Origin of the sequence: Vibrio sp. 10N.247.311.13, assembly GCF_041467595.1 — a bacterium.
Taxonomy (GTDB): domain Bacteria; phylum Pseudomonadota; class Gammaproteobacteria; order Enterobacterales; family Vibrionaceae; genus Vibrio; species Vibrio crassostreae_C.
In genome coordinates this window covers 80046-102110 of sequence record NZ_JBFSUX010000006.1, presented here as the reverse complement: position 1 = coordinate 102110, position 22065 = coordinate 80046, and the positions used below count along the sequence as shown (strand labels likewise).

General features: G+C 45.6%; 22 protein-coding genes. 12 read left to right on the top strand and 10 right to left on the bottom strand.

Annotated features, from left to right (window positions below; all coding sequences use genetic code 11):
* The first annotated feature begins 18 nt into the window (after positions 1-18).
* The 5 genes from accA to AB6E52_RS04520 all read left to right on the top strand — a co-directional run bounded on the left by accA (position 19) and on the right by AB6E52_RS04520 (position 4180).
* On the top strand, positions 19-978 hold the full coding sequence (gene accA, locus AB6E52_RS04540) for an acetyl-CoA carboxylase carboxyl transferase subunit alpha (protein WP_017060731.1): 960 nt from the start codon (positions 19-21) through the stop codon (positions 976-978).
* A 124-nt stretch (positions 979-1102) separates the two neighbouring features.
* The gene (gene tilS / locus AB6E52_RS04535) at positions 1103-2437 is read left to right on the top strand and encodes a tRNA lysidine(34) synthetase TilS (protein WP_102320147.1); all 1335 of its coding nucleotides are present in this window, start codon (positions 1103-1105) and stop codon (positions 2435-2437) included.
* 46 nt (positions 2438-2483) lie between these two features.
* Positions 2484-2807: a cytochrome c gene (locus AB6E52_RS04530; protein ID WP_170791809.1), complete on the top strand. Its 324-nt coding sequence runs from the start codon at positions 2484-2486 to the stop codon at positions 2805-2807.
* 130 nt (positions 2808-2937) lie between these two features.
* The gene (gene glnB, locus AB6E52_RS04525; RefSeq protein WP_017063373.1) at positions 2938-3276 is read left to right on the top strand and encodes a nitrogen regulatory protein P-II; all 339 of its coding nucleotides are present in this window, start codon (positions 2938-2940) and stop codon (positions 3274-3276) included.
* Between the two features lie 61 nt (positions 3277-3337).
* Complete coding sequence (locus AB6E52_RS04520; protein ID WP_065583992.1) at positions 3338-4180, top strand: endonuclease/exonuclease/phosphatase family protein; 843 nt, start codon at positions 3338-3340, stop codon at positions 4178-4180.
* A gap of 106 nt (positions 4181-4286) precedes the next feature.
* On the opposite strand, the gene AB6E52_RS04515 is transcribed toward AB6E52_RS04520, so the two are convergent.
* The 3 genes from AB6E52_RS04515 to gloB form a co-directional block, all read right to left on the bottom strand.
* On the bottom strand, positions 4287-4973 hold the full coding sequence (locus AB6E52_RS04515) for a YIP1 family protein (protein ID WP_017060727.1): 687 nt from the start codon (positions 4971-4973) through the stop codon (positions 4287-4289).
* Positions 4970-6544 carry a LysM peptidoglycan-binding domain-containing protein gene (locus AB6E52_RS04510; RefSeq protein ID WP_017063374.1) on the bottom strand — a complete coding sequence of 525 codons (1575 nt, stop codon included), beginning with the start codon at positions 6542-6544 and terminating at the stop codon, positions 4970-4972. Before AB6E52_RS04510 ends, AB6E52_RS04515 begins: the two co-directional genes overlap by 4 nt.
* 70 nt (positions 6545-6614) lie before the next feature.
* Complete coding sequence (gene gloB, locus AB6E52_RS04505; protein WP_017060725.1) at positions 6615-7373, bottom strand: hydroxyacylglutathione hydrolase; 759 nt, start codon at positions 7371-7373, stop codon at positions 6615-6617.
* Between the two features lie 53 nt (positions 7374-7426).
* On the opposite strand from gloB, the gene AB6E52_RS04500 reads away from it, so the two are divergent.
* Positions 7427-8209, top strand: coding sequence for a class I SAM-dependent methyltransferase (locus AB6E52_RS04500; protein ID WP_048606645.1), 783 nt, complete (start codon positions 7427-7429; stop codon positions 8207-8209).
* 78 nt (positions 8210-8287) lie between these two features.
* Here AB6E52_RS04500 and rnhA read toward each other — a convergent pair whose 3' ends face one another.
* A complete protein-coding gene (gene rnhA / locus AB6E52_RS04495; RefSeq protein ID WP_017069372.1) occupies positions 8288-8752 on the bottom strand; it encodes a ribonuclease HI in 465 nt (154 codons plus the stop codon).
* A gap of 56 nt (positions 8753-8808) precedes the next feature.
* Between rnhA and dnaQ the strand changes: the two genes are divergently transcribed.
* Both dnaQ and AB6E52_RS04485 read left to right on the top strand, forming a co-directional pair.
* Positions 8809-9576, top strand: coding sequence for a DNA polymerase III subunit epsilon (gene dnaQ / locus AB6E52_RS04490; protein WP_017060722.1), 768 nt, complete (start codon positions 8809-8811; stop codon positions 9574-9576).
* Positions 9577-9585: 9 nt separating this feature from the next.
* Entirely contained in the window at positions 9586-10833 is a 1248-nt protein-coding gene (locus AB6E52_RS04485) for a TIGR03503 family protein (RefSeq protein ID WP_102320148.1), read from the top strand.
* Positions 10834-10961: 128 nt separating this feature from the next.
* Here the strand turns inward: AB6E52_RS04485 and fadE are convergent, their stop codons facing one another.
* Entirely contained in the window at positions 10962-13427 is a 2466-nt protein-coding gene (gene fadE / locus AB6E52_RS04480) for an acyl-CoA dehydrogenase FadE (protein WP_029235127.1), read from the bottom strand.
* Positions 13428-13756: 329 nt separating this feature from the next.
* Here fadE and lpcA point away from each other — a divergent pair, with 329 nt between their 5' ends.
* Together lpcA and AB6E52_RS04470 are read left to right on the top strand one after the other, a co-directional pair.
* Complete coding sequence (lpcA, locus tag AB6E52_RS04475) at positions 13757-14332, top strand: D-sedoheptulose 7-phosphate isomerase (protein ID WP_017063379.1); 576 nt, start codon at positions 13757-13759, stop codon at positions 14330-14332.
* 67 nt (positions 14333-14399) lie between these two features.
* Positions 14400-15245, top strand: coding sequence for a class II glutamine amidotransferase (locus AB6E52_RS04470; RefSeq protein WP_017063380.1), 846 nt, complete (start codon positions 14400-14402; stop codon positions 15243-15245).
* A gap of 116 nt (positions 15246-15361) precedes the next feature.
* Here AB6E52_RS04470 and purN read toward each other — a convergent pair whose 3' ends face one another.
* Both purN and purM read right to left on the bottom strand, forming a co-directional pair.
* Positions 15362-16036 carry a phosphoribosylglycinamide formyltransferase gene (gene purN, locus AB6E52_RS04465; protein ID WP_017060717.1) on the bottom strand — a complete coding sequence of 225 codons (675 nt, stop codon included), beginning with the start codon at positions 16034-16036 and terminating at the stop codon, positions 15362-15364.
* Between the two features lie 131 nt (positions 16037-16167).
* On the bottom strand, positions 16168-17208 hold the full coding sequence (purM, locus tag AB6E52_RS04460) for a phosphoribosylformylglycinamidine cyclo-ligase (RefSeq protein WP_008222945.1): 1041 nt from the start codon (positions 17206-17208) through the stop codon (positions 16168-16170).
* Between the two features lie 169 nt (positions 17209-17377).
* On the opposite strand from purM, the gene upp reads away from it, so the two are divergent.
* Positions 17378-18004, top strand: a complete 627-nt coding sequence (gene upp / locus AB6E52_RS04455; RefSeq protein WP_004738627.1) for a uracil phosphoribosyltransferase — start codon at positions 17378-17380, stop codon at positions 18002-18004.
* A gap of 141 nt (positions 18005-18145) precedes the next feature.
* On the opposite strand, the gene AB6E52_RS04450 is transcribed toward upp, so the two are convergent.
* Positions 18146-19384: a uracil-xanthine permease family protein gene (locus AB6E52_RS04450; protein ID WP_017060715.1), complete on the bottom strand. Its 1239-nt coding sequence runs from the start codon at positions 19382-19384 to the stop codon at positions 18146-18148.
* A gap of 277 nt (positions 19385-19661) precedes the next feature.
* Here AB6E52_RS04450 and AB6E52_RS04445 point away from each other — a divergent pair, with 277 nt between their 5' ends.
* A complete protein-coding gene (locus tag AB6E52_RS04445) occupies positions 19662-20921 on the top strand; it encodes a DUF2066 domain-containing protein (protein WP_065583984.1) in 1260 nt (419 codons plus the stop codon).
* 110 nt (positions 20922-21031) lie between these two features.
* Here AB6E52_RS04445 and AB6E52_RS04440 read toward each other — a convergent pair whose 3' ends face one another.
* Complete coding sequence (locus tag AB6E52_RS04440; RefSeq protein WP_017060713.1) at positions 21032-21469, bottom strand: DUF2069 domain-containing protein; 438 nt, start codon at positions 21467-21469, stop codon at positions 21032-21034.
* Positions 21466-22059: an NAD(P)H:quinone oxidoreductase gene (wrbA, locus tag AB6E52_RS04435; protein ID WP_102320149.1), complete on the bottom strand. Its 594-nt coding sequence runs from the start codon at positions 22057-22059 to the stop codon at positions 21466-21468. Before wrbA ends, AB6E52_RS04440 begins: the two co-directional genes overlap by 4 nt.
* Positions 22060-22065 lie beyond the last annotated feature (6 nt).

Below are 22065 nucleotides of genomic sequence, written 5' to 3'. Positions count from 1 at the left end.
ATCAACAAGGATTCATAGATGAGCCTGAACTTTCTAGAATTTGAAAAGCCTATCGCTGAACTTGAAGCAAAAATCGAAGCGCTACGTGACGTTTCGCGTCACGGTGGTGACACAGCGGTAGATCTAGACAAAGAAATCGAACAACTAGAGAAAAAAAGCTTAGAGCTTAAACAGAAAATCTTTAGTGACTTAGGTGCATGGCAGGTAGCTCAACTTGCTCGTCACCCTCAACGTCCTTACACCAAAGATTACCTGGAGCATGCATTCACAGAGTTTGAAGAGATGGCGGGCGATCGCGCTTACGCTGACGACAAAGCTATTGTGGGTGGTATGGCTCGTCTAAATGGCCGTCCTGTTATGGTTATTGGTCACCAGAAAGGTCGTGAGACTAAAGAGAAAGTGATCCGTAACTTTGGTATGCCAAAGCCAGAAGGTTACCGTAAGGCGCTACGTCTAATGGAAACTGCTGAGCGTTTCAACATGCCTATTATTACTTTCATCGACACAGCGGGCGCATACCCAGGTGTTGGTGCTGAAGAGCGTGGTCAATCTGAAGCTATCGCTAAAAACCTAAAAGTGATGGCTGGCCTTTCAGTTCCTGTTATCTGTAACGTTGTGGGTGAAGGCGGTTCTGGTGGTGCACTAGCGATTGGTGTTGGTGACTACGTGAACATGCTTCAGTACTCTACGTACTCAGTAATCTCTCCAGAAGGTTGTGCTTCAATCTTATGGCGCGATTCAGATAAAGCACCACAAGCAGCTGAAGCGATGGGCCTGATTGCTCCTCGTCTTAAAGAGCTTGAGCTTATCGACGAAATCATTCCTGAGCCTCTAGGTGGCGCGCACCGCGACCCTGCACAAACCGCTCAAAACATGAAAGACATGTTAGTTAAACAGCTAGAAGAGCTAGAGCAGTTTGATAACGAAACGCTGCTTGAGCGTCGTTACCAGCGTCTAATGAGCTACGGCTACTGCTGATAACTTGCCTTAGCGATAAGGCTAGCTATACGAACAAATGATGAAAGGGTTGGACTCAGTGCCAACCCTTTTTTATTATTAAAACACTATCCCTTAACACACGAGCTCTTGGTTTATTAGCCTCATGACACACTTAATTGATACCTTCACATCTGTACTTGATCAAAGCGCGCTTAAGCCTTGTCGGTTGATCGTCGCTTTCAGTGGTGGTGTCGATTCACGAGTGTTGTTGGAGTTGGCTGCCCAATTCGCTAAGTCCCATCACATCGATTGCTGTGCGGTACATGTTCACCACGGCTTAAGCAACAATGCTGATTATTGGGCAGAGCAGTGCAAAACATGGTGTGATGCTTTGTCGGTATCCTTGTTCATTGAACGAGTCTCGCTAGATATTAGCCGTGGAGAAAGCGTTGAAAAGCTGGCTCGAGACGCGCGATACCAAGCCCTTAAAAAGCATATTAGACAAGGTGATGTGTTAGTGACAGGCCAGCACATCGATGACCAAGTCGAGACCTTCTTGTTAGCTCTTAAGCGTGGCAGTGGTCCGAAAGGGCTCTCTTCAATGGCGAAAGTGATGCCATTTTCAGGTGCTCATATCGTTCGCCCACTGCTGTCGGTGACGAGAACGGATATTGAAGTGGCGGCGCGCGATATGGCTTTAACTTGGGTAGAAGATGAGAGTAATCAAGACGTTCGCTTTGACCGTAATTTTATTCGTCATCAAGTCACTCCGACACTGACCGAGCGTTGGCCTAGTTTTCGAGAATCGGTCAGTCGTAGTGCTCAGCTATGTGCAGAGCAAGAGTTACTGTTGGATGAGTTGTTAGAATCTCACTTACAACAAGCTTTGACTGAGAAGCACAGCTTAAGTATTGAGGTATTATCTCAGCACTCTGATTTACTGCGTGCACGCTTATTAAGAATGTGGCTGAGCCGCTGTAATCAACCGATGCCGAGCCAAAAGCAGCTCAAACTTATATGGGATGAGGTGGCATGTGCTCAGGCAGACGCCAACCCTAAGCTGGTGTTGAATGAGGTTGAGGTTAGACGTTTTAATCATCAGCTCTATGTCGTCAAAGAGACCAAAGACTTGTCGAACTGGCAAAGTGATATCTCGATGGAAGAGAGCTTAGTTTTGCCTGACGGTTTAGGGGAACTACACTTAACTTCAGCGGCGAGTGATGGTGTATCTAACCACTGTGATGCGCAACATTTTAGTCTCAACACAACGAGAGGAACACTGCGAGTGATATTTAACCCTGAGGGATTGTCAGCACACCCTGTTGGGCGCGGTCATAGCAGGAAGCTTAAGAAGTTGTTTCAAGAGTACCAAGTACCCAGTTGGTTAAGACGCAGAACGCCGATATTAATGGATGGCGATCGAGTGATCGCTGTTTTAGGCTTATTCGTAGATAAAAACTACGAAGGTCAAGATTGTGAAGCGCTTTGGAGCAAGTAGAAAAAGTTTATGTCACAATTCACCGTCACTTTAATAAAAATAATTAATGGAATATGCAATGAAGAAAATTACACTAGGATTAGTTCTTGGATTTGGACTATTGAGTGGTAACGCTCTGGCGGCTGATGTTGCTGCGGGTCAAGCTAAAGCAGCAATCTGTGCGGCATGTCATGGTGCAGACGGTATCGCAGTGATCCCTGGCTATCCAAACCTTAAAGGTCAAAACGAGCAATACATCGCTTCATCAATTAAGGCCTATAAGAATGGCCAGCGCACCGGCGGTTTGGCCGCTGTAATGCAGGCTCAAGCTTCAATGCTGAGTGATGAAGACATCGCGAATCTAGCCGCTTACTACGCAAGCCTTAAGTAAAACCTTCTCAAAGCGCTGATTAAACAAGATGATAAATTTCGAGCCAGAGCTTTAAAGCTCTGGCTTTTTTCATTGAATGTTTACTATAGCTAACCGATAATGAGCCATTCGCACAGTTTAAGGGATGAACATGAAAAAGATTGAAGCCATTATCAAGCCATTCAAACTTGATGATGTACGTGAAGCACTTGCAGAAGTGGGTATTACGGGTATGACAGTATCTGAAGTTAAAGGCTTTGGACGTCAAAAAGGTCATACTGAGCTATACCGCGGCGCAGAGTACATGGTCGACTTTTTACCTAAAGTGAAACTAGAAATCGTTGTGACCGACGAAGTGGCTGACCAATGTGTTGATACCATCATTGAGACGGCTCAAACAGGTAAAATTGGTGACGGTAAGATCTTCATTACTGAAGTTGAACGTGTGGTACGTATTCGTACTGGCGAAGAAGACGAAGACGCCGTATAAAAAAACTATTACCCTAAAAGGAGCGTTTATCGCTCCTTTTTCATCTCTGGTAGGGTGCTGTATGTTTAAGAAAACCATCATTGTTATCACGTTATTGATAACGCTTGCTGTCGTTAGTTTTCATTTTATCTTCGTGATCCCGAATAAACCCAACCTGATCATTTCCTCTCAAAGTACCAGTAACGACATCTACAGTTGCTACCAAAACTCTGCACCGAAAGCGATTGATGTGTCTGATGGCTTAGACATTACGGTGTGGAATATCTACAAGCAAAACCGAAATAATTGGCAGAGTGAGTTAAATAAGCTGTCGGCAGGTAGCGATTTAGTCTTGCTGCAAGAAGCTAGTATGACAGAAGGACTTCGCCAATGGGTAATGAGCGGACAGTGGGGAAGCACACGTGTTAATGCGTTTGAGGCCTTTGAGCAAAGTGCTGGGGTACTCAACCTAGCAACCCATTTACCGATTGAAGCGTGTGCTTATACTCATGAAGAACCTTGGCTTCAACTGCCTAAATCGGCGCTTTGGTCGCGTTACCAACTAAACAATGGCGAAGAGCTGGCTGTGATTAATATCCACGCTGTGAACTTTACCTTTGGTACGGAAGATTACGAGGCTCAGCTCAAGAGCTTAACTGACAATCTGCAAAAGTATCGTGGGCCGGTTATTTTTGCTGGGGACTTTAATAGCTGGAGTGAAGCTCGCGTTGCTGTATTGAAAGATGCGTTGGAGAAGGTTGGTTTGACGGAAGTTGCCTTTGAGCCAGATAACAGAACTCAGTTCATTACAGGACTGGTGCTCGACCATGTGTTCTATCGAGGGCTAGAGGTAGAAAAAGCAAAAGCGCCCATTACGGACGCTTCTGATCATAACCCTATGCGAGTGACCTTTAAGGCTAAATAGTGATTAGCTATTAGTCATTGGAACTTAACCATTCGCACGGTGGTTACCTTGGGAAATCTAACGGAACAATAGGCTAGAGAGTCTTCGCTAGCCTTATCTCTTATACTTAAAAGATTAAAATGTAGAGCGCCCAGATTAGGTAGTAGCCAACCCATGGTAAGCCTGAAATCACAAGCGCTTGCCCGCGTTCAAACTCAGTCCACGTTAATACCGCAGCATAACCTAGCACGATGTACCATGGCAGAAGCAGTGGTAATGAGCTAGCAAACTGTGACCAATCATTAGTTAGCGGTAACTTGATCAAGCCATTTAAGCTGTTCAAGTCGGCAGCGTAGTTCATCACATGTCCATGCTTGAGTATCAGGCTTGCGTAGCTTGCTACATCACCTAAAACAGCTGGGAATATAACAACCGATGCCGCTGCAAACCATCGCCAAAAGCTGTGCTGATGTTGGCTTGGCTTGGTTGCTAGGTTAAACCAGAATGCCAATAGAACGATGGTTAATGTTCGGCCAAATACGTCGCTGATGATTTCACTTGCGAGTAAGGTATTGCTGTCAAGTAACGCCAATTGGTCAGGGTTCGTTTGAGCCAGTTGCTGCGAGAGCTCTGCACTTAACCATGCAAAATCTACATTCGAAAAATAAGCACCCCAAAACAAAAATGGGCTGAGCATTAATACGACGTAGGGTTGCCATCCCCAAGCACTTCGTTGATAAAGCGCTAAGAAACAAGCTGTTGGCGAACGGAATATATCCAACAGCATGACGAGTGGGTTACTTGACGGGTTCATACACTTACCTTAGTTACATCAACATACAGCTTCAGTTTTTGTCCTGGCTGTAGGTATTTTTTGTTCTGCAAAGTGTTCCATTTTACAACATCTGTACTTTTTACTTTGAACTTTGATGCAATACCGCTGACTGTGTCACCTGATCTTACGTTATAAAAGATCGTACGGATGATGGCGCCGTCTGAGCCGTTCTTCCAAATGACCAGTTCTTGACCAACTCTAAGCGTGTCGCGTGGTCCCATGCCATTCCACTTAGCCAGTGATTGATGAGAGACCTTATTTGCGCGTGCAATCGTCCATAGGCTGTCACCACTTCTTACAGTATGGCTGAGCTTATATTGACCACGACTCTTCGACTGTGTGCTTGCTAGGCGGTTTGAGGCGCTTAGGGCGTATGTCTTGTCGTCTTTGGTGGATGTTGGGATAAGTAAGTGCTGGCCAATACGAATATTGTTGTTGCTCAAACCGTTTGCAGAGCGGATCACTTTGCTGGTGGTGTTATATTTGCTTGCCAGTACGCTAATGCTGTCACCAGATTGAACCTTGTAACGCACCAACTTCATGCCTTTGCCTTTATTGGCAGCGACTTCTTTGTTGAATTTCTCAACTGAATCTAAAGGAAGTAATAGTTGTTGGTGTTTCTCTGGTGCCGTTGCCCATTGGTTGTAAGCCGGGTTGTAACCTTGAAGTTCTTTGACAGGAATGCCTGCGTAGTTCGCAGCAATGGCTAAATCAAGCTGTTCTTCAGGGTTAACCAGAGTCAGCACTGGCTTATTCGGGATCGCCGGAATATCGATGCCATACTTTTCTTGGTTGGCAATGACATCTGCTAGAGCAAGCAGTTTAGGTACATAGCTGCTGGTCTCTTTTGGTAAGTCCAAAGAGAAAAAGTCGATTGGCTTGCCAAGCTTCTTGTTCTTGCGGATTGCGCTGTTTACTCGACCACCACCACTGTTATAGGCAGCAATCGCATGATTCCAGTCGCCATCGAAACGTCGGTTAAGATCTGAGAGGAAGTCCAATGCGGCGTCGGTAGAGGCGGCAACATCGCGGCGGCCGTCATACCAAAAGTTCTGTTCAAGCCCGTAGTCTTTGCCAGTGCCTGAAATGAATTGCCATAGACCAGCAGCACTGCCATGAGAGTAGGCAAACGCATCGAAAGAGCTTTCTACAACGGGTAGTAGTGCCAATTCTAGTGGTAAGCCTTTTTCTTCAATCTTAGTCGTGATCAGATACAAGAAAGGTTCAGCACGCTTTGATACTGTTTTTAGATGACTCGGGTGCTTGAGATACCAAGTTCGGTAGTAGTCGACCTTCTTTTGGTCTGGCACTTCCATTTCAAGTTGCATCGCAATGCGTTTCCAAACATCTTCTTGTGTTTGTGGAGTAACGACAGGTGCTTCAACTTTTTGATCTTCTTTGGCTGTTGCTTCTGATGAAACGTTCGCTTGAGAAACTTCTTTAGTAGGAGATGTGTTGGTTTGCTCGGAAGCTTGGTCTGGATTCTCTGACTGAGTTAATTGGCAACCAGAAAGTAGTAATACCAAAGCCCAGCTGTACTTAACTCGCATGTTACAGCCTTTTTAATTAACGGCCGATGATAATACTTGCCACCCCCTATGAGTGACAAGTCTGTATTTGTTAAAATTCGTTCTTCCACGCACGTAAAGCGGTGAATACCGATAAAGGATCGGTCTGCTCGGTGCGATTAGACACTGATTTCACTACACTTGGCTCGGTATAGCGCAGGAAGGGGTTCACAAACTTCTCTTGTCTCAAATTTGTGGGGATGGTCGACTTATTTTGAGCGCGAAGTCGGTTCACTTGGTCGCGATATTGCTGCAAATGTTGGTTATCAGGCTCTACGGCTAATGCGAAAGCGATATTGGCTGCAGTGTACTCATGTGCACAATAAACTTCGGTTTCTTGAGGCAGAGCCGTGATCTTATTCAGTGCATCGAACATCTGTTGTGGTGTGCCTTCCATGATTCGGCCACAGCCCGCAGAGAACAACACATCACCACAAAACAGTTTGGCATCGCCCACATAACCAATATGACCCGCAGTATGGCCACTGAGCCCTAGGACGAGGAATACTTCGCCAAACAGTTCTAATTGATCACCATCATCGACCGGATGAGTTAAGGTAGGGATAGGTTCATTCCTTGGACCGACAACATCCACGCCGGGAAATTGTCTAACGAGTTCTGGAACACCACCAATGTGATCGTGGTGGTGGTGTGTAATCAAGATTGCATCTAAAGTTAGCTCATGGTGTGCCAAGTACTCTAATACTGGAGCCGCATCACCAGGGTCGACGACAGCACAACGGCGATCGCTATTTTGAATCAGCCAGATGTAATTGTCGTTAAATGCAGGTATGCTTTTGATATGTAACATTATTGGTTCTCCAGTCACTATTAGTGCGACAGAATAAGTGAGACAGATTATTGATGAAGCCAGCACGTAGCAGAAAGAAGTTTGAACGTCCTTACACTTGGGCGCAATTGCACAATGGGGACTGGTTGAGAGAATCTATTCAAACTCGACTCGATGAGTGGTGCCCAAAGCTATTTGGTTACCATATGCTCAAGCTCGGTGGCCTCAGTAGTGAGATTTCTAGCTGCACATGCAACATTCAACATCAAGTAAACCTAGATATCCAGAACCCATTACATAATGTGATAGCGGATGGCTATAATTTACCCTTTTTGGAGAAAAGCTTTGATGTTGTGGTGCTGAGTCATCAGTTAGATTATAGCAATGACCCGCATCGCTTATTGAGAGAAGTCGATCGAGTGATGATGGACGATGGCTATATCATTATCACTGGCTTCAACCCAATCAGTGTCACTGGGCTTGCCAGTTTGATGCCTTGGCGAAAGAACAGCTTACCCTGGAGTGGGCGTATGTACACGCCAAGTCGAATTAAAGACTGGTTAGGTGTACTTAATTATGAAGTGATTCATTGTGACACCTACGCGCTGTTTCCGATGAGTAAGTATCAAGCGATGTGGACGTGGTTGGAGAACAGCTTAGGTGGCTGCGCATCTTTCGCCGGAAGCCAATACTTTATTGTTGCTCGTAAACGCACTTACCCGCTAAAACCCATCAAGCCACATTGGCACCTTAAGCGACGTTTCTCGCCTGTTGGAGCAAGTTTTAGAACCAATACGCGCCGTACAATGGATTCAACCAAAGCGTCATATCCGCTAAAAACAGAAAAAGCCGACTAGTTGTCGGCTTTTTATCGATTGGTCAGTTTAAGAAATTATAAATCGCTTTCTGAAATGTGCGTCTAATTTAAAAAGCGGTTAGCTTGGCTGATAGCCCGTATCTTCTTGAGTCGGATTTTCCGCTGCGTTTCTTGCTAAATCATCACACATTTCGTTTTCTCTGTGTCCCGCGTGCCCTTTTACCCAGCGCCAATCAACGCTATGGCGAGCGGTTTCTTTATCGAGCCTTTGCCACAGGTCGGCATTTTTAACCGGTTTCTTGTCGGCCGTTTTCCAGTCACGCTTTTTCCAGTTATGAATCCACTGTGTGATACCTTGACGCACGTATTGGCTATCTGTGGTCAGAATCACAGAGCAAGGCTCTTTGAGGGCTTGCAGGGCAACGACAGCGGCGAGCATTTCCATACGGTTATTGGTTGTTAGCGTGAAGCCTTCTGCTAGCGTCTTCTCGACTTTCTTGTAGCGAAGTACGATGCCATAGCCACCGGGGCCAGGGTTGCCTAAACAAGAACCATCAGTGAAAATTTCAACTTGTTTCGTCATGATTTGATACTATTACCTCAAGCACATTATCGGCATAGTCTGACACAGTTATCCTTATGAATACCAGTAGCACTCCAGAACAAAGCACGAACGAAAAAAACAGTTCGAACGAAAATAAGCGTATTGTTGTACTCGATACCGAAACCACCGGTATGAATACAGAAGGTGGTCCTCACTATATGGGCCACCGCATCGTTGAAATTGGTGCAGTAGAGATCATCAACCGTAGGCTGACCGGGCGTCATTTTCACGTCTACATCAAGCCCGATCGTGCGATTCAAGAAGAGGCGATTGGCGTTCACGGTATTACCGATGAGTTCTTGATTGATAAGCCTGAATACCAAGACATACATAAAGAGTTTCTCGACTTTATCAAAGGTGCTGAACTGGTGGCTCATAACGCGCCCTTCGATACGGGCTTTATGGACTATGAGTTTGAGAAGCTCAACCCTGCGATAGGTAAAACGGATGACTACTGTAAAGTCACCGATACCTTGGCAATGGCGAAGAAGATATTCCCGGGTAAAAGAAACAACCTAGATATCTTATGTGACCGTTATGGTATTGATAACTCGCACCGTACTCTCCACGGCGCATTGCTCGATGCGGAGATCCTAGCTGACGTCTACTTATTGATGACGGGTGGTCAAACTTCGCTGCAATTTAACGCTGGTCAACAGGAAGGCGAAGCCGAAAGCATACGAAGAGTAGAAAGTGGTCGAAAATCCCTAAAGGTTTTACGAGCTACGGCCGATGAAGTAGAAGCGCATCAAAGTCGTTTAGATCTCGTCGAGAAAAGTGGAAGCTGCCTCTGGCGTCAGTAGGGAGAAAGTATGTTAAGGGTATTGGCTACCGGTTGCTTATTGCTGTTAAGCTTTGGCTTACATGCAGCAACAGAATCCGTAATGAGTTTATTGGACAACCGTTTTCGAGTTGATCCCAGTATTGAACAAGTCACCTTTGTGATTTATCGAGCCGATAGCTCTAAACCTGTTGTTTTGGTTCGCCCTGATGGCAAGAAATACTACTCTTGGCGCAATGCTGATAATGTCCGTTGGTACGAAGAATCGTCCATGGACATTATCTCTATCGACAATCCGATGCCCGGCCCTTGGCAAGCGATAGGTAAAGTTTCCCCTAAGAACAATATCAAGCTGCTGTCTCATCTTGTTTTGGATGCTAATGAGTTCCCAGATAAGTTGTATCAAACAGAACGCATCAAATTTACCGCTCGACTGACCTCTGATGGCAAGCCGCTGGTGCTGCGCGATTTTCTCGATCGCGTGAAGCTTAAGGTCACCTTTACTAAGTTTGTTGAAAACGAAGAGTCTTTGGTGAGAGAAGCGCGCCCGGTGCCGGTTGTGATGGGCGAGTTTGCCGATGATGGCGCTGATCTTGATGAAAAGGCTGGAGATGGTGTGTTCACGGTCTCTTTGCCAATTGATATCGAGCCCGGTAAATACCGAGCGCGTATTACCTCTGGTAATGGCGTGTTTCTGCGAGCGCAAGAGCAAGAAGTCTTGGTTTACCCAACACCGATCACTAGCACCTTCATTCAATCACGAAAAGAGGGTTTACCTCATACTATTGTGGTGTCTGGTGAACAGGGGATGATCGCACCGAGCTCGTTAGCGGTTCATGTTGAGCACAAGGCTCCTGATGAATATGTGATGTACAAGCAGGGGCAAGCTGAAGTTGACGCAATGAAAGTCGCTCTTGAGGTGCCTTACAATGGCGATTTGGGGATTTATAATTGGTCAGGAATGGTTTACGCCACTGATGCTTCAAGTCAGCGCCCGCTGATCTTTCCAATTACCGAGCAGTCGTACAGCGTTGTTGAAGATATCGACTTAGCAGAGTCACGACGTCTTCAAGAAGAAGCGCTTGCTGAACAGAAGCGTATCGCAACAGAGTTGATGATCCTTCAAAAACGTGAAGATGACAGACAGCGCAGTATGATCATTATTGCGGTGGGTAATGTGGTTGCGATTCTATTGGGCTTATTGATTTGGTTTGTGGTTCGTAAGGTTAAGGCGAAGAAAAAAGCGTTACCTGAGATGCAGCTCAAGGCGCCCAAGTAACTCGCTTAGATGATTAGATTGTCTAGAGAGAATAAGCCGCTAGATAAAGCATTGGAATTTGTGGCAACGAAATCATGAACAAAAAAACGGGACTCATAGGAGTCCCGTTTTTGTTTCTTTTTCTGGCCTTAAGCGACGTTATCAATCGATTGGTCTGGGTACTGAGACTTTGCTGCAAGCTCCTCTGGTGAGAAGTCATCCACGTTAATCGTGTACAGTCTATGTTCCTCAGCGCTAATCAGAAGATTTGCTTCGTCTTGCGTTAAGATACCTTTCTCAAGTCCCAACTGAGCAACAAGATCAAGTCGTAAGAAGGCACGTTTTTGATGTGTCTCTTTGCAGACTTTGTCGAACAGAGGTTCAGCTTGAAGAATCACTTCTAGCGCTTTTTCAATCTTACCTACTGGGTTGTATTCCGTCGCTTCTAGGTATTGGCCGCGACCTATACGAGAGCGTGTTTCGCTTGGTGTTTGTAGAATGTGCGCAACTTTGCTATCGAGCTTGTCGTTTGGGGCACGACGGATACGACCAAATGGCATTAGCACAACACGAAGCAGACGACCAATCACAGGGTTAGGGAAGTTCGCTAAGAATTCATCAATCGCCACTTCAGTCTGACGTAAGCTATCTTGCATCCCCCAATGTACTAACGGTAGATCTTCAGCGTGGCTGCCTTCACTTTCAAAGCGCTTCAACGTTGCTGAACCGAGGTAAAGTTGACTTAAGATATCACCCAGTCTTGCTGATAAACGTTCTCTACGCTTCAGTGATCCGCCTAGAACTGCCATTGAAATATCAGACAGTAGCGCTAGGTTTGCACTGTAGCGGTTTAGCTGTTGGTAGTAACGCTGTGTCTGTTTATCTGTTTTATTTGAAGGTGTTGGCGCATCAGAACCACGACCATCGGTTAAACCAAACCACAAGCTGCGGACTAGGTTGCTCATCGTAAAGCTAACGTGCCCTGCTAACGCTGAATCAAACTTATCAAGCGCATCGCTGCTTTCAGAATAAGCCGCTTCCATTTCGTTCAGTACGTAAGGGTGACAGCGAATCGCACCTTGACCATAGATGATCATTGAACGAGTCAGGATGTTTGCGCCTTCAACCGTAATCGCGATAGGCGAGCCTTGGTAGCCACGAGCTAGGAAGTTCGATGGGCCTAAACAAATGCCTTTACCACCGACGATATCCATCGCATCAATGATGCTGCGCTGGCCACGGTGAGTACAGTGGTACTTAACGATTGCAGAGATAACCGAAGGCTTTTCACCAAGGTCGATGCCCGCAACGGTTAGGTTACTTGCAGCGTCCATTACATAAGCGTTACCTGCAAGGCGTGCAAGTGGCTCTTCAACCCCTTCCATGCGGCCAATAGGCTGTTTGAACTGACGGCGGATACGAGCGTAAGCGCCAGTTGCAAGCGCGGCAGACTTAATGCCACCGGTTGAGTTTGAAGGTAGTGTGATACCACGACCAACCGACAGACACTCAACCAGCATACGCCAGCCTTGACCGGCCATTTTCTGGCCACCAATGATGAAATCGATAGGCACGAAGATATCGTCGCCTTGCGTCGGGCCATTTTGGAAAGGTACGTTTAGTGGGAAGTGGCGGTTGCCAATCTCTACGCCTTTTAAATCCGTTGGGATAAGCGCACAAGTGATACCAAGATCTTTTTGGTCACCAAGCAGGCCATCCGGGTCACGAAGTTTAAAAGCTAAGCCTAATACCGTCGCGACAGGCGCGAGAGTGATGTAACGCTTGTTCCAAGTTAGGCGCATGCCGAGTACTTCTTCGCCTTGCCAGTCGCCTTTACAAACCACACCGTAATCTGGAATAGAGCCAGCGTCTGAGCCAGCTTCTGGGCTAGTTAGTGCGAAACAAGGGATCTCTTTACCTTCCGCTAGGCGAGGCAGGTAGTGGTTTCTTTGTTCTTCTGTACCGTAGTGTTGTAAAAGCTCACCAGGGCCTAATGAGTTAGGTACGCCAACCGTCGATGACAATACACTAGAAACGCCTGTTAGCTTCTGTAGAACCAAAGATTGAGCGTAAGCTGAGAACTCTAAGCCGCCGTATTTTTTCTTGATGATCATGGCGAAGAATTTATGGTCTTTCAGGTATTGCCATACTTCTGGTGGCAAATCAGCAAGCTCATGAGTGACTTGGTAATCATTGACCATTTCACACACGATATTTACTGGACCATCTAAAAACGCTTGCTCAGCTTCAGAGAGTTTCGGGTCAGCAATGTTCTGAAGTTTCTTCCATTCAGGTTTGCCTTTGAACAGCTCTGCTTCCCACCATACTGTGCCGGCTTCTAGTGCTTCTTTTTCTGTCTGAGACATCGCCGGTAGAACTTTCTTAAATAAAGAGAGTGCTTTTTGGCTGATCAGTGTCTGACGAATGGTCGGTACAGCAAAGATCGCAACGGCTAATAGATAGCAAAGCCAGCCGGTAACAGCCACGCCGCCAAGCAGTGTTAATGCTACCATTGCGCCGGTTAATACAACTAATGCACGTACCAGACTAACTCTATGGTAAAGACAGACGCCTAAGATGGCGGTCATGCCGAGTAGGGAGAGCAATATGTTCATGATCGATTTCCTTTTCAGAGATCACTTATTGTTATTAAGTTTTAGGTAAGAGGTCTAACCAGTCAAGTGTAAACAAAATATTAAATATTTGTAAAACTCCAAGGTGAGTAAAAAGTGATCTCAATAGAGTTAAAGTTCTAATTGTGAGAGGTTGGTGGCGAATATTTGGACGGATTTACAACGACAAGTTAATTAAGGTGGCAATCTTTGGGCTTAAGTGTCGACACTATTTCATGTTTGTGGGTAAACTCAGCTATAAAGAGGGGAAAACCCTCAGTTCTCATTTCACGCACTTTAAGCTGCGTCAAAAAAAATAAGAGATAAGTCTTATGTACCAAGACCTAATCAAAAGTGAATTAAACGAAGCTGCTGACGTTCTGAATAAGTTCCTGAGTGATGACCATAACATCGCTCAAATTGAAGCGGCGGCAAAACTGATTGCTGACTCATTCAAGCAAGAGGGCAAAGTGCTTTCTTGTGGCAACGGTGGTTCACACTGTGATGCAATGCACTTCGCGGAAGAGCTTACAGGCCGATACCGTGAAAACCGTCCAGGTTACGCTGGCATTGCGATTTCAGACCCTAGCCACTTATCTTGTGTGAGTAATGATTTTGGCTACGACCACGTATTTTCTCGTTATGTAGAAGCGGTAGGTCGTAAAGGTGATGTGTTGTTCGGTCTGTCGACTTCAGGTAACTCTGCCAATATTCTAAAAGCGATTGAAGCGGCTCAAGCGAAAGGCATGAAGACGATTGCATTGACGGGTAAAGATGGCGGTAAAATGGCGGGTTGTGCGGATATCGAAATCCGAGTACCACACTTTGGCTACGCAGATCGCATCCAAGAGATTCACATTAAGATCATCCACATTGTGATTCAGCTTGTCGAAAAAGAGATGGAATAATAGTTTTACAGACATTTGGAGCCCAGCTTTTTGGCTCCATTGGTTTTAATAGGGAGTAGATTAAACCATGTGTGAATTGCTCGGTATGAGCGCGAATGTGCCAACTGATATTTGTTTTAGCTTTACTGGTCTTATGCAGCGTGGAGGCAACACTGGCCCGCATCGTGATGGCTGGGGTATTACCTTTTATGAGGGAAAGGGTTTTCGTACCTTCAAAGATCCGAATCCGAGCTGTGAATCTAAGATCGCTGAGTTGGTTCAAAACTACCCAATTAAAAGCCAAGCTGTTGTCAGTCATATCCGTCAAGCCAACCGTGGTGGCGTTAATCTAGAAAATACACACCCTTTTACCCGTGAGCTTTGGGGGCGATATTGGACCTTTGCTCACAATGGTCAATTATCAGATTACGATGATCTGGTGAGTGGGCGTTTTAGACCTGTCGGCGAAACGGACAGTGAGCTCTCTTTTTGTTGGCTACTGAAACAACTAGAAGAACGTTTTCCTGAACCACCTCAAGACATGGAAGGCATGTTTCGTTTCGTGGCTGAGTGTTGTGACAAGCTACGCGAGAAAGGCGTATTTAACATGTTATTGAGTGATGGTGAATATGTGATGACTTACTGTACTAACCATTTGTACTGGATAACCAGACGCGCACCTTTTGGTAATGCGAGCCTGATTGATGAAGATGTTGAGATAAACTTCCAAGAAGAGACTACGCCAAATGATGTGGTGACGGTGGTAGCAACTCAACCTCTTACGGACAATGAACAGTGGTTTAGAATGAAGCCGGGCGAATACGCACTGTTTCATTTTGGTGAGCTGATTGGCAACAACCATCAAGCGTTAGAAGATGTTGCTTATGCGCCGAAAAAGGTAGCGAGCCAAGCACCGACAGAGCCATTAAGCTAATGCTGTAGATCGTATTGCTTGAACCCGAACAAACGAAGGCCGCTTACTGCACTAACCAGTCAGTAAGCGGCCTTTTTGTTTTTCAGCAATTTGTTGTCTGAGAGTCGTTTGACGAATTACTCTTCTGCGTAACCGTGTTTACCTAATGCTTTACCGTCTAACACAGCCTGTCCATTGACCATTGATAAACGGTCTTCCGCGAACCACTTGCAGACCATAGGGTAAATGCAGTGTTCTTGAGTCAGCACTCGGCTTGCCAACATATCAGCATCATCATCTTCAAATACCGGCACCTTAGCTTGCAAGATCACAGGGCCGCCATCGAGCTCCTCGGTAACAAAGTGGACGCTAGTACCGTGTTCTTTGTCTTGCGCATCAATGGCACGCTGGTGGGTGTGTAGGCCTGGGTATTTCGGCAACAGAGAAGGGTGGATGTTGACCATTTTCCCTGCATAGTGACGAACAAACTCTGAACTCAGGATTCGCATGTAGCCAGCGAGTACGATTAAATCTGGCTGGTAAGCATCGATCTGAACCATCAATTCATGGTCAAACTCTTCACGTGAACCAAAGTCTTTTGGATTCACTGAATGAGCGTCAACACCTGCGGTTTTCGCTCGTTCTAATCCAAAAGCCTCTGCTTTGTTTGAGAAGACAGCTTTAACCGATGCATCAATCATATCGCTATCGCAGGCATCTAAAATAGCCTGTAAGTTACTTCCGCTTCCTGAAACTAACACAACGATGTTTTTCTGAGAGTGACTGGTTTTATTTGAGTGATTGTTTTTCATAGAGTGGGTCATACGATTGATTAACTGAATTGTTTACAATGTACCTACATAAACTAAGGTTTCTGCGGGCTAAATAGCAAAATGAGGACCATTAGGTCCTCATTGATTAACTAAGTAAGTGAGCGTATCACTTATTTAATTTCAACTTGCTCTTCGCCAGCTTCAGCGTTTGCGATCTCACCGATAACCCAAGCGTTTTCGCCTTCAGCTTTCAGTAGTTCAACAGCAGCGTCTGCTTGATCTTTAGGTAGAGCAACAACTAGGCCTACACCACAGTTGAAAGTGCGGTACATTTCAAATGTTTCCACGTTACCTTTCTCTTGTAGCCAGTTGAAGATAGCAGGCCATTCCCAGCTCTTGCCATCAATGACTGCTTTAGTGCCTTCAGGAAGTACGCGTGGGATATTTTCCCAGAAACCACCACCTGTGATGTGCGAGATAGCATGAATGTCATGCTCAGCAATCATCTTAAGTGCCGATTTGATGTAAATCTTAGTAGGTTCTAGTAGGTGCTCACCGATAGTGCGACCTTCTAGTTCTTCACTCTTATCAGCACCAGAAACTTCTAGAACTTTACGAATTAAAGAGTAACCGTTTGAGTGTGGACCACTTGAACCAACAGCGATAAGTGCGTCGCCTGCTGCTACTTTAGTGCCGTCAATGATGTCCGCTTTTTCTACAACACCAACACAGAAACCAGCTACGTCGTAGTCGTCGCCTTCGTACATGCCTGGCATTTCAGCCGTTTCACCACCGATTAGTGCACAACCAGCTTGAACACAACCTTCAGCGATACCAGAAACAACGTCTGCTGCTGTATCTACATCTAGCTTACCTGTTGCGTAGTAGTCTAGGAAGAATAGCGGCTCACCACCTTGAACGATTAGGTCGTTCACACACATTGCCACTAGGTCGATACCAATGGTGTCGTGTTTTTTCAGATCCAAAGCAAGGCGAAGTTTAGTACCAACACCATCAGTACCTGAAACAAGTACCGGCTCTTTGTATTTCGTTGGAAGTTCACATAGGGCGCCAAAGCCACCAATACCGCCCATTACTTCAGGGCGACGAGTGCGTTTAACAGCACCTTTAATACGGTCTACTAGTGCATTACCTGCGTCGATATCAACACCAGCGTCTTTGTAGCTTAGAGAAGAAGTATTACCACTCACGGGATAGTCCTCGAACTTAAGTTGGATGTGAAAACGGCGCTATTCTAACAGGGCTTGATTACCAAGAGCAAACGTTTGCGCGGTTTTTTTTATTAGAATAAAGATTCTGAAATAACCTTAGAGTTCGTGTATAATCTACAGGTTTGTTTAAATATTGCCGGAGTTGGAAATGAAAGTTGTTGAAGTGAAACACCCGCTAGTAAAACATAAAATTGGCCTGATGCGTGAAGGTGAGATTAGCACTAAGCGTTTTCGTGAGCTAGCGACAGAAGTGGGTAGCCTTCTAACATACGAAGCGACATCAGACTTTGAAACTGAACGTGTAACTATTAATGGTTGGGACGGCCCAGTTGAAGTTGACCAAATTAAAGGTAAAAAAGTAACAGTAGTGCCAATCCTACGTGCTGGTCTAGGCATGATGGACGGTGTTCTTGAGCACATCCCAAGCGCACGTATCAGCGTTGTTGGTATCTACCGTGACGAAGAAACGCTTGAGCCAGTTCCATATTTCAACAAGCTTGCATCTAACATCGATGAGCGTATCGCTCTAGTGGTAGACCCAATGCTTGCAACGGGTGGTTCTATGATCGCGACTATCGACTTAATGAAAGAGAAAGGTTGTAAGCACTTCAAGATTCTTGTTCTTGTAGCGGCTCCTGAAGGTATTGCGGCTCTAGAAAAAGCGCACCCAGATGTTGAGCTTTACACGGCTGCAATCGATGAGAAGCTAAACGACAAGGGCTACATTGTTCCTGGTCTTGGCGATGCTGGCGATAAGATCTTCGGTACTAAGTAATTCGGTTTCAGCTTAAGTGACTCTAAACAGTTCCTTAACTCGCTGAATTAACCGTATTAATAAAAAGGGAGAGCATTCGATGCTCTCCCTTTTTTGATCTTGTTAGGTTGTGATTCTTTGGAATCTAGCCTTACCGACTCATTAATCGATTTGAGCTTTATCTACCACAGTGTTGTCACCTAGCTCTTCTGGAAGTACTAGGTTAAGTAGAATCGCCACGATACCGCATAAGCTTACGCCTTGTAGGCTGAAATCGCCGATACCAAAAGCCATGCCGCCAATACCGAATACTAGGGTAATACCAACAATGACAAGGTTACGTGATTTGTGAAGGTCAACGTTGTTCTTGATTAGCGTGTTAAGACCTACGGTTGCGATAGAGCCAAACAGAAGAATCATGATACCGCCCATTACAGGAACCGGAATCGTTTGAAGTAGTGCGCCTAGCTTGCCAACCAATGCAAGAACGATGGCTGTGACTGCAGCCCAAGTCATGATCACTGGGTTGAATGCTTTAGTCAGCATTACAGCACCCGTTACTTCACTGTAGGTTGTATTGGGTGGCGCGCCCAGCATAGAAGCGGCAATCGTTGCCACACCATCACCAGTAATAGTGCGGTGTAAGCCTGGCTTCTTAAGGTAGTCTTTACCGGTCACGTTAGATATCGCAAGCATATCACCTACGTGTTCAACGGCAGGTGCAATCGCGACAAATACCATAAAAAAGATAGCGTTGATGTTGAACTCTGGCGTTGTGAAGTTTGGCAGTGCTAACCAAGATGCTTGCGCTACTGGAGTGAAGTCTACCGCGCCGTATACCAAGCTGGTGATGTAACCCGCAACAATACCACCGAAGATTGGCAGTAGCTTAAGGAAGCCTTTTGAAAACACACTGATGACAATCGTCACTAACAGTGAAATTGAAGAGATCCATAGGGCAGCGTCTGCATCAACAAGCTGAACCGCACCATCGCCTGTCTTACCTAGCGCCATGTTAACTGCAACAGGTGCAAGACCTAAACCGATAACCATGATCACAGGGCCAACAACGACTGGTGGAAGCAGTTTATGGATGAAGCCAACGCCACGAACTTTAATTAACGCGCCCATTAGTACATACACAACACCCGCCGCCATCAAGCCGCCCATGGTTGCACCGACACCCCAAGTTTGAATACCAAACATGATAGGCGCGATGAATGCGAAAGAAGACGCTAAGAAGATTGGCACTGAACGGCGTGTAATAAGTTGGAATAAAAGGGTACCGATACCTGCGCCAAAGAGTGCAACGTTAGGATCAAGTCCTGTTAGTAGCGGCACGAGTACAAGCGCACCAAAAGCTACGAACAGCATTTGCGCACCTTGCAAAGCATTTTTCATGTTATGTCCTTAAAATGGTCGTTATATGAAAAGCGAAAAATAAAATTCGCGGGATTCTATCACTTAGCAATCGATTGCCACACCAAATAGATCAAATTTATTTATCTTAATGATGTTTTATATCCATCTAAGCCCTAGAAATTCAGTTTATAAGTGAGCGATTTATCATGGCCAGGTGATATTTTGTGGTTATTAAACACAGTGGGCTCTATCGACCTTGCCCCTCAATCCATAGTTGCTTATCATCTAGGCACAAGATTTGAATATTAGGATCAGTATGCGCTACATAGCATTGTTGTTGATGGGACTATTAGCCTCTCCGAGTTATGCCTTAACTCAAGTAGATATTTTTAGTGCTGAAGTTGCGATTAACGCTGAAGACAAACAGCCAGAACAAGTGGCAAGAAATACAGGTATGGAGCAGGTATTGATACGTGCGACCGGCCAAACTGATGTCGCTTCGAATGAGACGATTCAAAAGGCGATGCGCAAGAGTTCGCAGTACATGTCTCAAATGAGTTTTGGTGAAAGCAATGACCACTCAACATTGCGTATGCGTTTTAACGGTGCTCAAATCCGTTCGCTATTGACTCAAGCACAGTTACCGTACTGGCCTGACACGCGTTCAAACATCCTTGTTTGGCTGGTGGAAGAGGACAACTACGACAAGAATATCGTGTGGGAACACTCTAACTCACAGTTAGCAGCTAGCTTACAAGCTAACGCAAAAGAGCGTGGCTTGCCTCTAACGCTGCCTGTGGGTGACTTTGACGATATTACGGGTATTGCGACTTCTGATTTGTGGGGTAGCTTTGTTACGCCAATCAGTAAAGCGAGTCAGCGTTATCCTGTTGATGCTGTGTTGGTGATAAAGGCTCAATCTTCAGGCCTACGTTGGGCTCTATACGATCAAAAGCCAAGTCAATTGACGAGTGCACCAACATCGCCTGTAAGTGGTTCACTATCGGGTAACAGCGACACGACTTCTAAGAAGTTAGTTGACCAAATCAGTAACTACTACGCAGGAAAAAGTGCTGTGACGGTAGCGAGTGAGTCATCAGAATCGATTTTAACGCAGTTTATTAGCCTGAATAATGCTCAAGACTTCTTCCAGTTAGAGAACGCACTTAAGCGTCTAAACTCGGTGGCAAGCCTAGATATTCTGAAGATTCAGAACAACGAAGTCACTTTCCGAATTCACTTATTGTCGACTCAACAAGAGTTTGAGCAAGAAGTAGCAAGTATTCGACAAGTCGCGAAGGTTGAAGAATCTTACATTGAGCCTGAAGTGAGCCCTGAATTTGAAACTCAAGACAACACAATGTCTGTAGGTGATGATTCAACAGACGCTGCTGAAGTCGTTGGTGACGAAACTGACTCAGGCGTACAAGTGATTAAGGGCAACGAGATATCTGAGGATGCTGAGCTAACGAATACGCCTGACGCAACGTTAGAGGATTCTAGTACAGAAGATCTAACCATCACTGCGCCAGTACATGCTAAGCCAAGCTTGGTATACGAGTGGGTTCGCTCATAATTGTCAGCTGACATGACTGATTGAAATGAAAACTTGAAAAAAGCCCTGCAAGAGCAATCTCGCAGGGCTTTTTGTTTGTAAGCGGTCAGTTTAAAAGCATGGGCTCAATATTATTGCTCGAACTTAGCTTTTTCTCTCTTTTCTACTTCAGAAAGACGCTTCAACTTGATGCCTAACTCTTTGGCTCTAAAGCGAGTAAATAAGATATTGCCCGCGAAACCTAGAGTCGTCAGAAGCAGTTCTACAGCCGCTAATAAACGTTCACCATCGTCTACATACAAGATAGTTAATGCGTGTAGGAAATAGAGCATCAAGACGAAATTTGCCCATGCGTGCGTATAAGGTTTTCCTGCTAAAATGCCCGGTAATGGCAATAACAGCGGGATAGCCCAAGCAATCGCCAGTGTGACATTACTGAGATGAGGGTGCGGTGAAAGCGTCATCTGCCAAGCCACCACCCAGAATAACAGTGACAAGTTGCCCGCTAAAGCAAGGTAGCGAAATAGCTTGGTTTTGGGAGACATAGCCTTCTCTGGCATATACATCATTGAGAAATTCCCTTCTGATTTATTGCGATGCGCGCTAGGCGTTTACCTAGGTTTTGCGCCAACTCAATCTCTTCTTTGCTCAATGAAGCGCTCTCTCCAGTACTGCTTGCACCATAAGGCGTACCACCAGTTTGAGTGGTGTGCAGCGCCGGTTCTGAGTAGGGGATGCCCACGACTAACATGCCGTGATGAAGCAGGGGCAACATCATGCTTTGTTGTGTTGTCTCTTGACCACCATGCAATGATGAAGAAGAGGTAAATACACAACCTGGCTTATCGATGAGATCACCATTGATCCACATTGATGTCGTGCTATCCCAAAAGTGCTTCATTGGCCCGGCCATGTTACCAAACCAAACCGGACTGCCTAGCGCCAAACCATCACAAGATCGAAGCTCTTGTAACGAGGCAATAGGATCGGTTGGTTGATAGCGTGAATCAGGCTGCTCTTCTACCGTGTACACGTCGTTCACCGTTCTTAACATGGCTTCACAGTTTGGAATAGACTCAATCCCTCGTGCAATCTGCCTTGCTAGAGCTTGTGTGTTGCCGTGGCGGCTGTAGTAAAGAACAAGAATGTTAATGCTCATATTGGA

Coding starts and splice junctions, on each gene's coding strand:
- gloB (WP_017060725.1), bottom strand. CDS start 7,373: ATGTTACATATCAAAAGCATACCTGCATTTAACGACAATTACATCTGG.
- AB6E52_RS04470 (WP_017063380.1), top strand. CDS start 14,400: ATGTGTGAATTGCTCGGTATGAGCGCGAATGTGCCAACTGATATTTGT.
- fadE (WP_029235127.1), bottom strand. CDS start 13,427: ATGAACATATTGCTCTCCCTACTCGGCATGACCGCCATCTTAGGCGTC.
- AB6E52_RS04485 (WP_102320148.1), top strand. CDS start 9,586: ATGTTAAGGGTATTGGCTACCGGTTGCTTATTGCTGTTAAGCTTTGGC.
- AB6E52_RS04440 (WP_017060713.1), bottom strand. CDS start 21,469: ATGATGTATATGCCAGAGAAGGCTATGTCTCCCAAAACCAAGCTATTT.
- tilS (WP_102320147.1), top strand. CDS start 1,103: ATGACACACTTAATTGATACCTTCACATCTGTACTTGATCAAAGCGCG.
- AB6E52_RS04500 (WP_048606645.1), top strand. CDS start 7,427: ATGAAGCCAGCACGTAGCAGAAAGAAGTTTGAACGTCCTTACACTTGG.
- lpcA (WP_017063379.1), top strand. CDS start 13,757: ATGTACCAAGACCTAATCAAAAGTGAATTAAACGAAGCTGCTGACGTT.
- AB6E52_RS04445 (WP_065583984.1), top strand. CDS start 19,662: ATGCGCTACATAGCATTGTTGTTGATGGGACTATTAGCCTCTCCGAGT.
- AB6E52_RS04450 (WP_017060715.1), bottom strand. CDS start 19,384: ATGAAAAATGCTTTGCAAGGTGCGCAAATGCTGTTCGTAGCTTTTGGT.
- glnB (WP_017063373.1), top strand. CDS start 2,938: ATGAAAAAGATTGAAGCCATTATCAAGCCATTCAAACTTGATGATGTA.
- rnhA (WP_017069372.1), bottom strand. CDS start 8,752: ATGACGAAACAAGTTGAAATTTTCACTGATGGTTCTTGTTTAGGCAAC.
- AB6E52_RS04510 (WP_017063374.1), bottom strand. CDS start 6,544: ATGCGAGTTAAGTACAGCTGGGCTTTGGTATTACTACTTTCTGGTTGC.
- upp (WP_004738627.1), top strand. CDS start 17,378: ATGAAAGTTGTTGAAGTGAAACACCCGCTAGTAAAACATAAAATTGGC.
- wrbA (WP_102320149.1), bottom strand. CDS start 22,059: ATGAGCATTAACATTCTTGTTCTTTACTACAGCCGCCACGGCAACACA.
- AB6E52_RS04520 (WP_065583992.1), top strand. CDS start 3,338: ATGTTTAAGAAAACCATCATTGTTATCACGTTATTGATAACGCTTGCT.
- accA (WP_017060731.1), top strand. CDS start 19: ATGAGCCTGAACTTTCTAGAATTTGAAAAGCCTATCGCTGAACTTGAA.
- purN (WP_017060717.1), bottom strand. CDS start 16,036: ATGAAAAACAATCACTCAAATAAAACCAGTCACTCTCAGAAAAACATC.
- dnaQ (WP_017060722.1), top strand. CDS start 8,809: ATGAATACCAGTAGCACTCCAGAACAAAGCACGAACGAAAAAAACAGT.
- AB6E52_RS04515 (WP_017060727.1), bottom strand. CDS start 4,973: ATGAACCCGTCAAGTAACCCACTCGTCATGCTGTTGGATATATTCCGT.
- AB6E52_RS04530 (WP_170791809.1), top strand. CDS start 2,484: ATGGAATATGCAATGAAGAAAATTACACTAGGATTAGTTCTTGGATTT.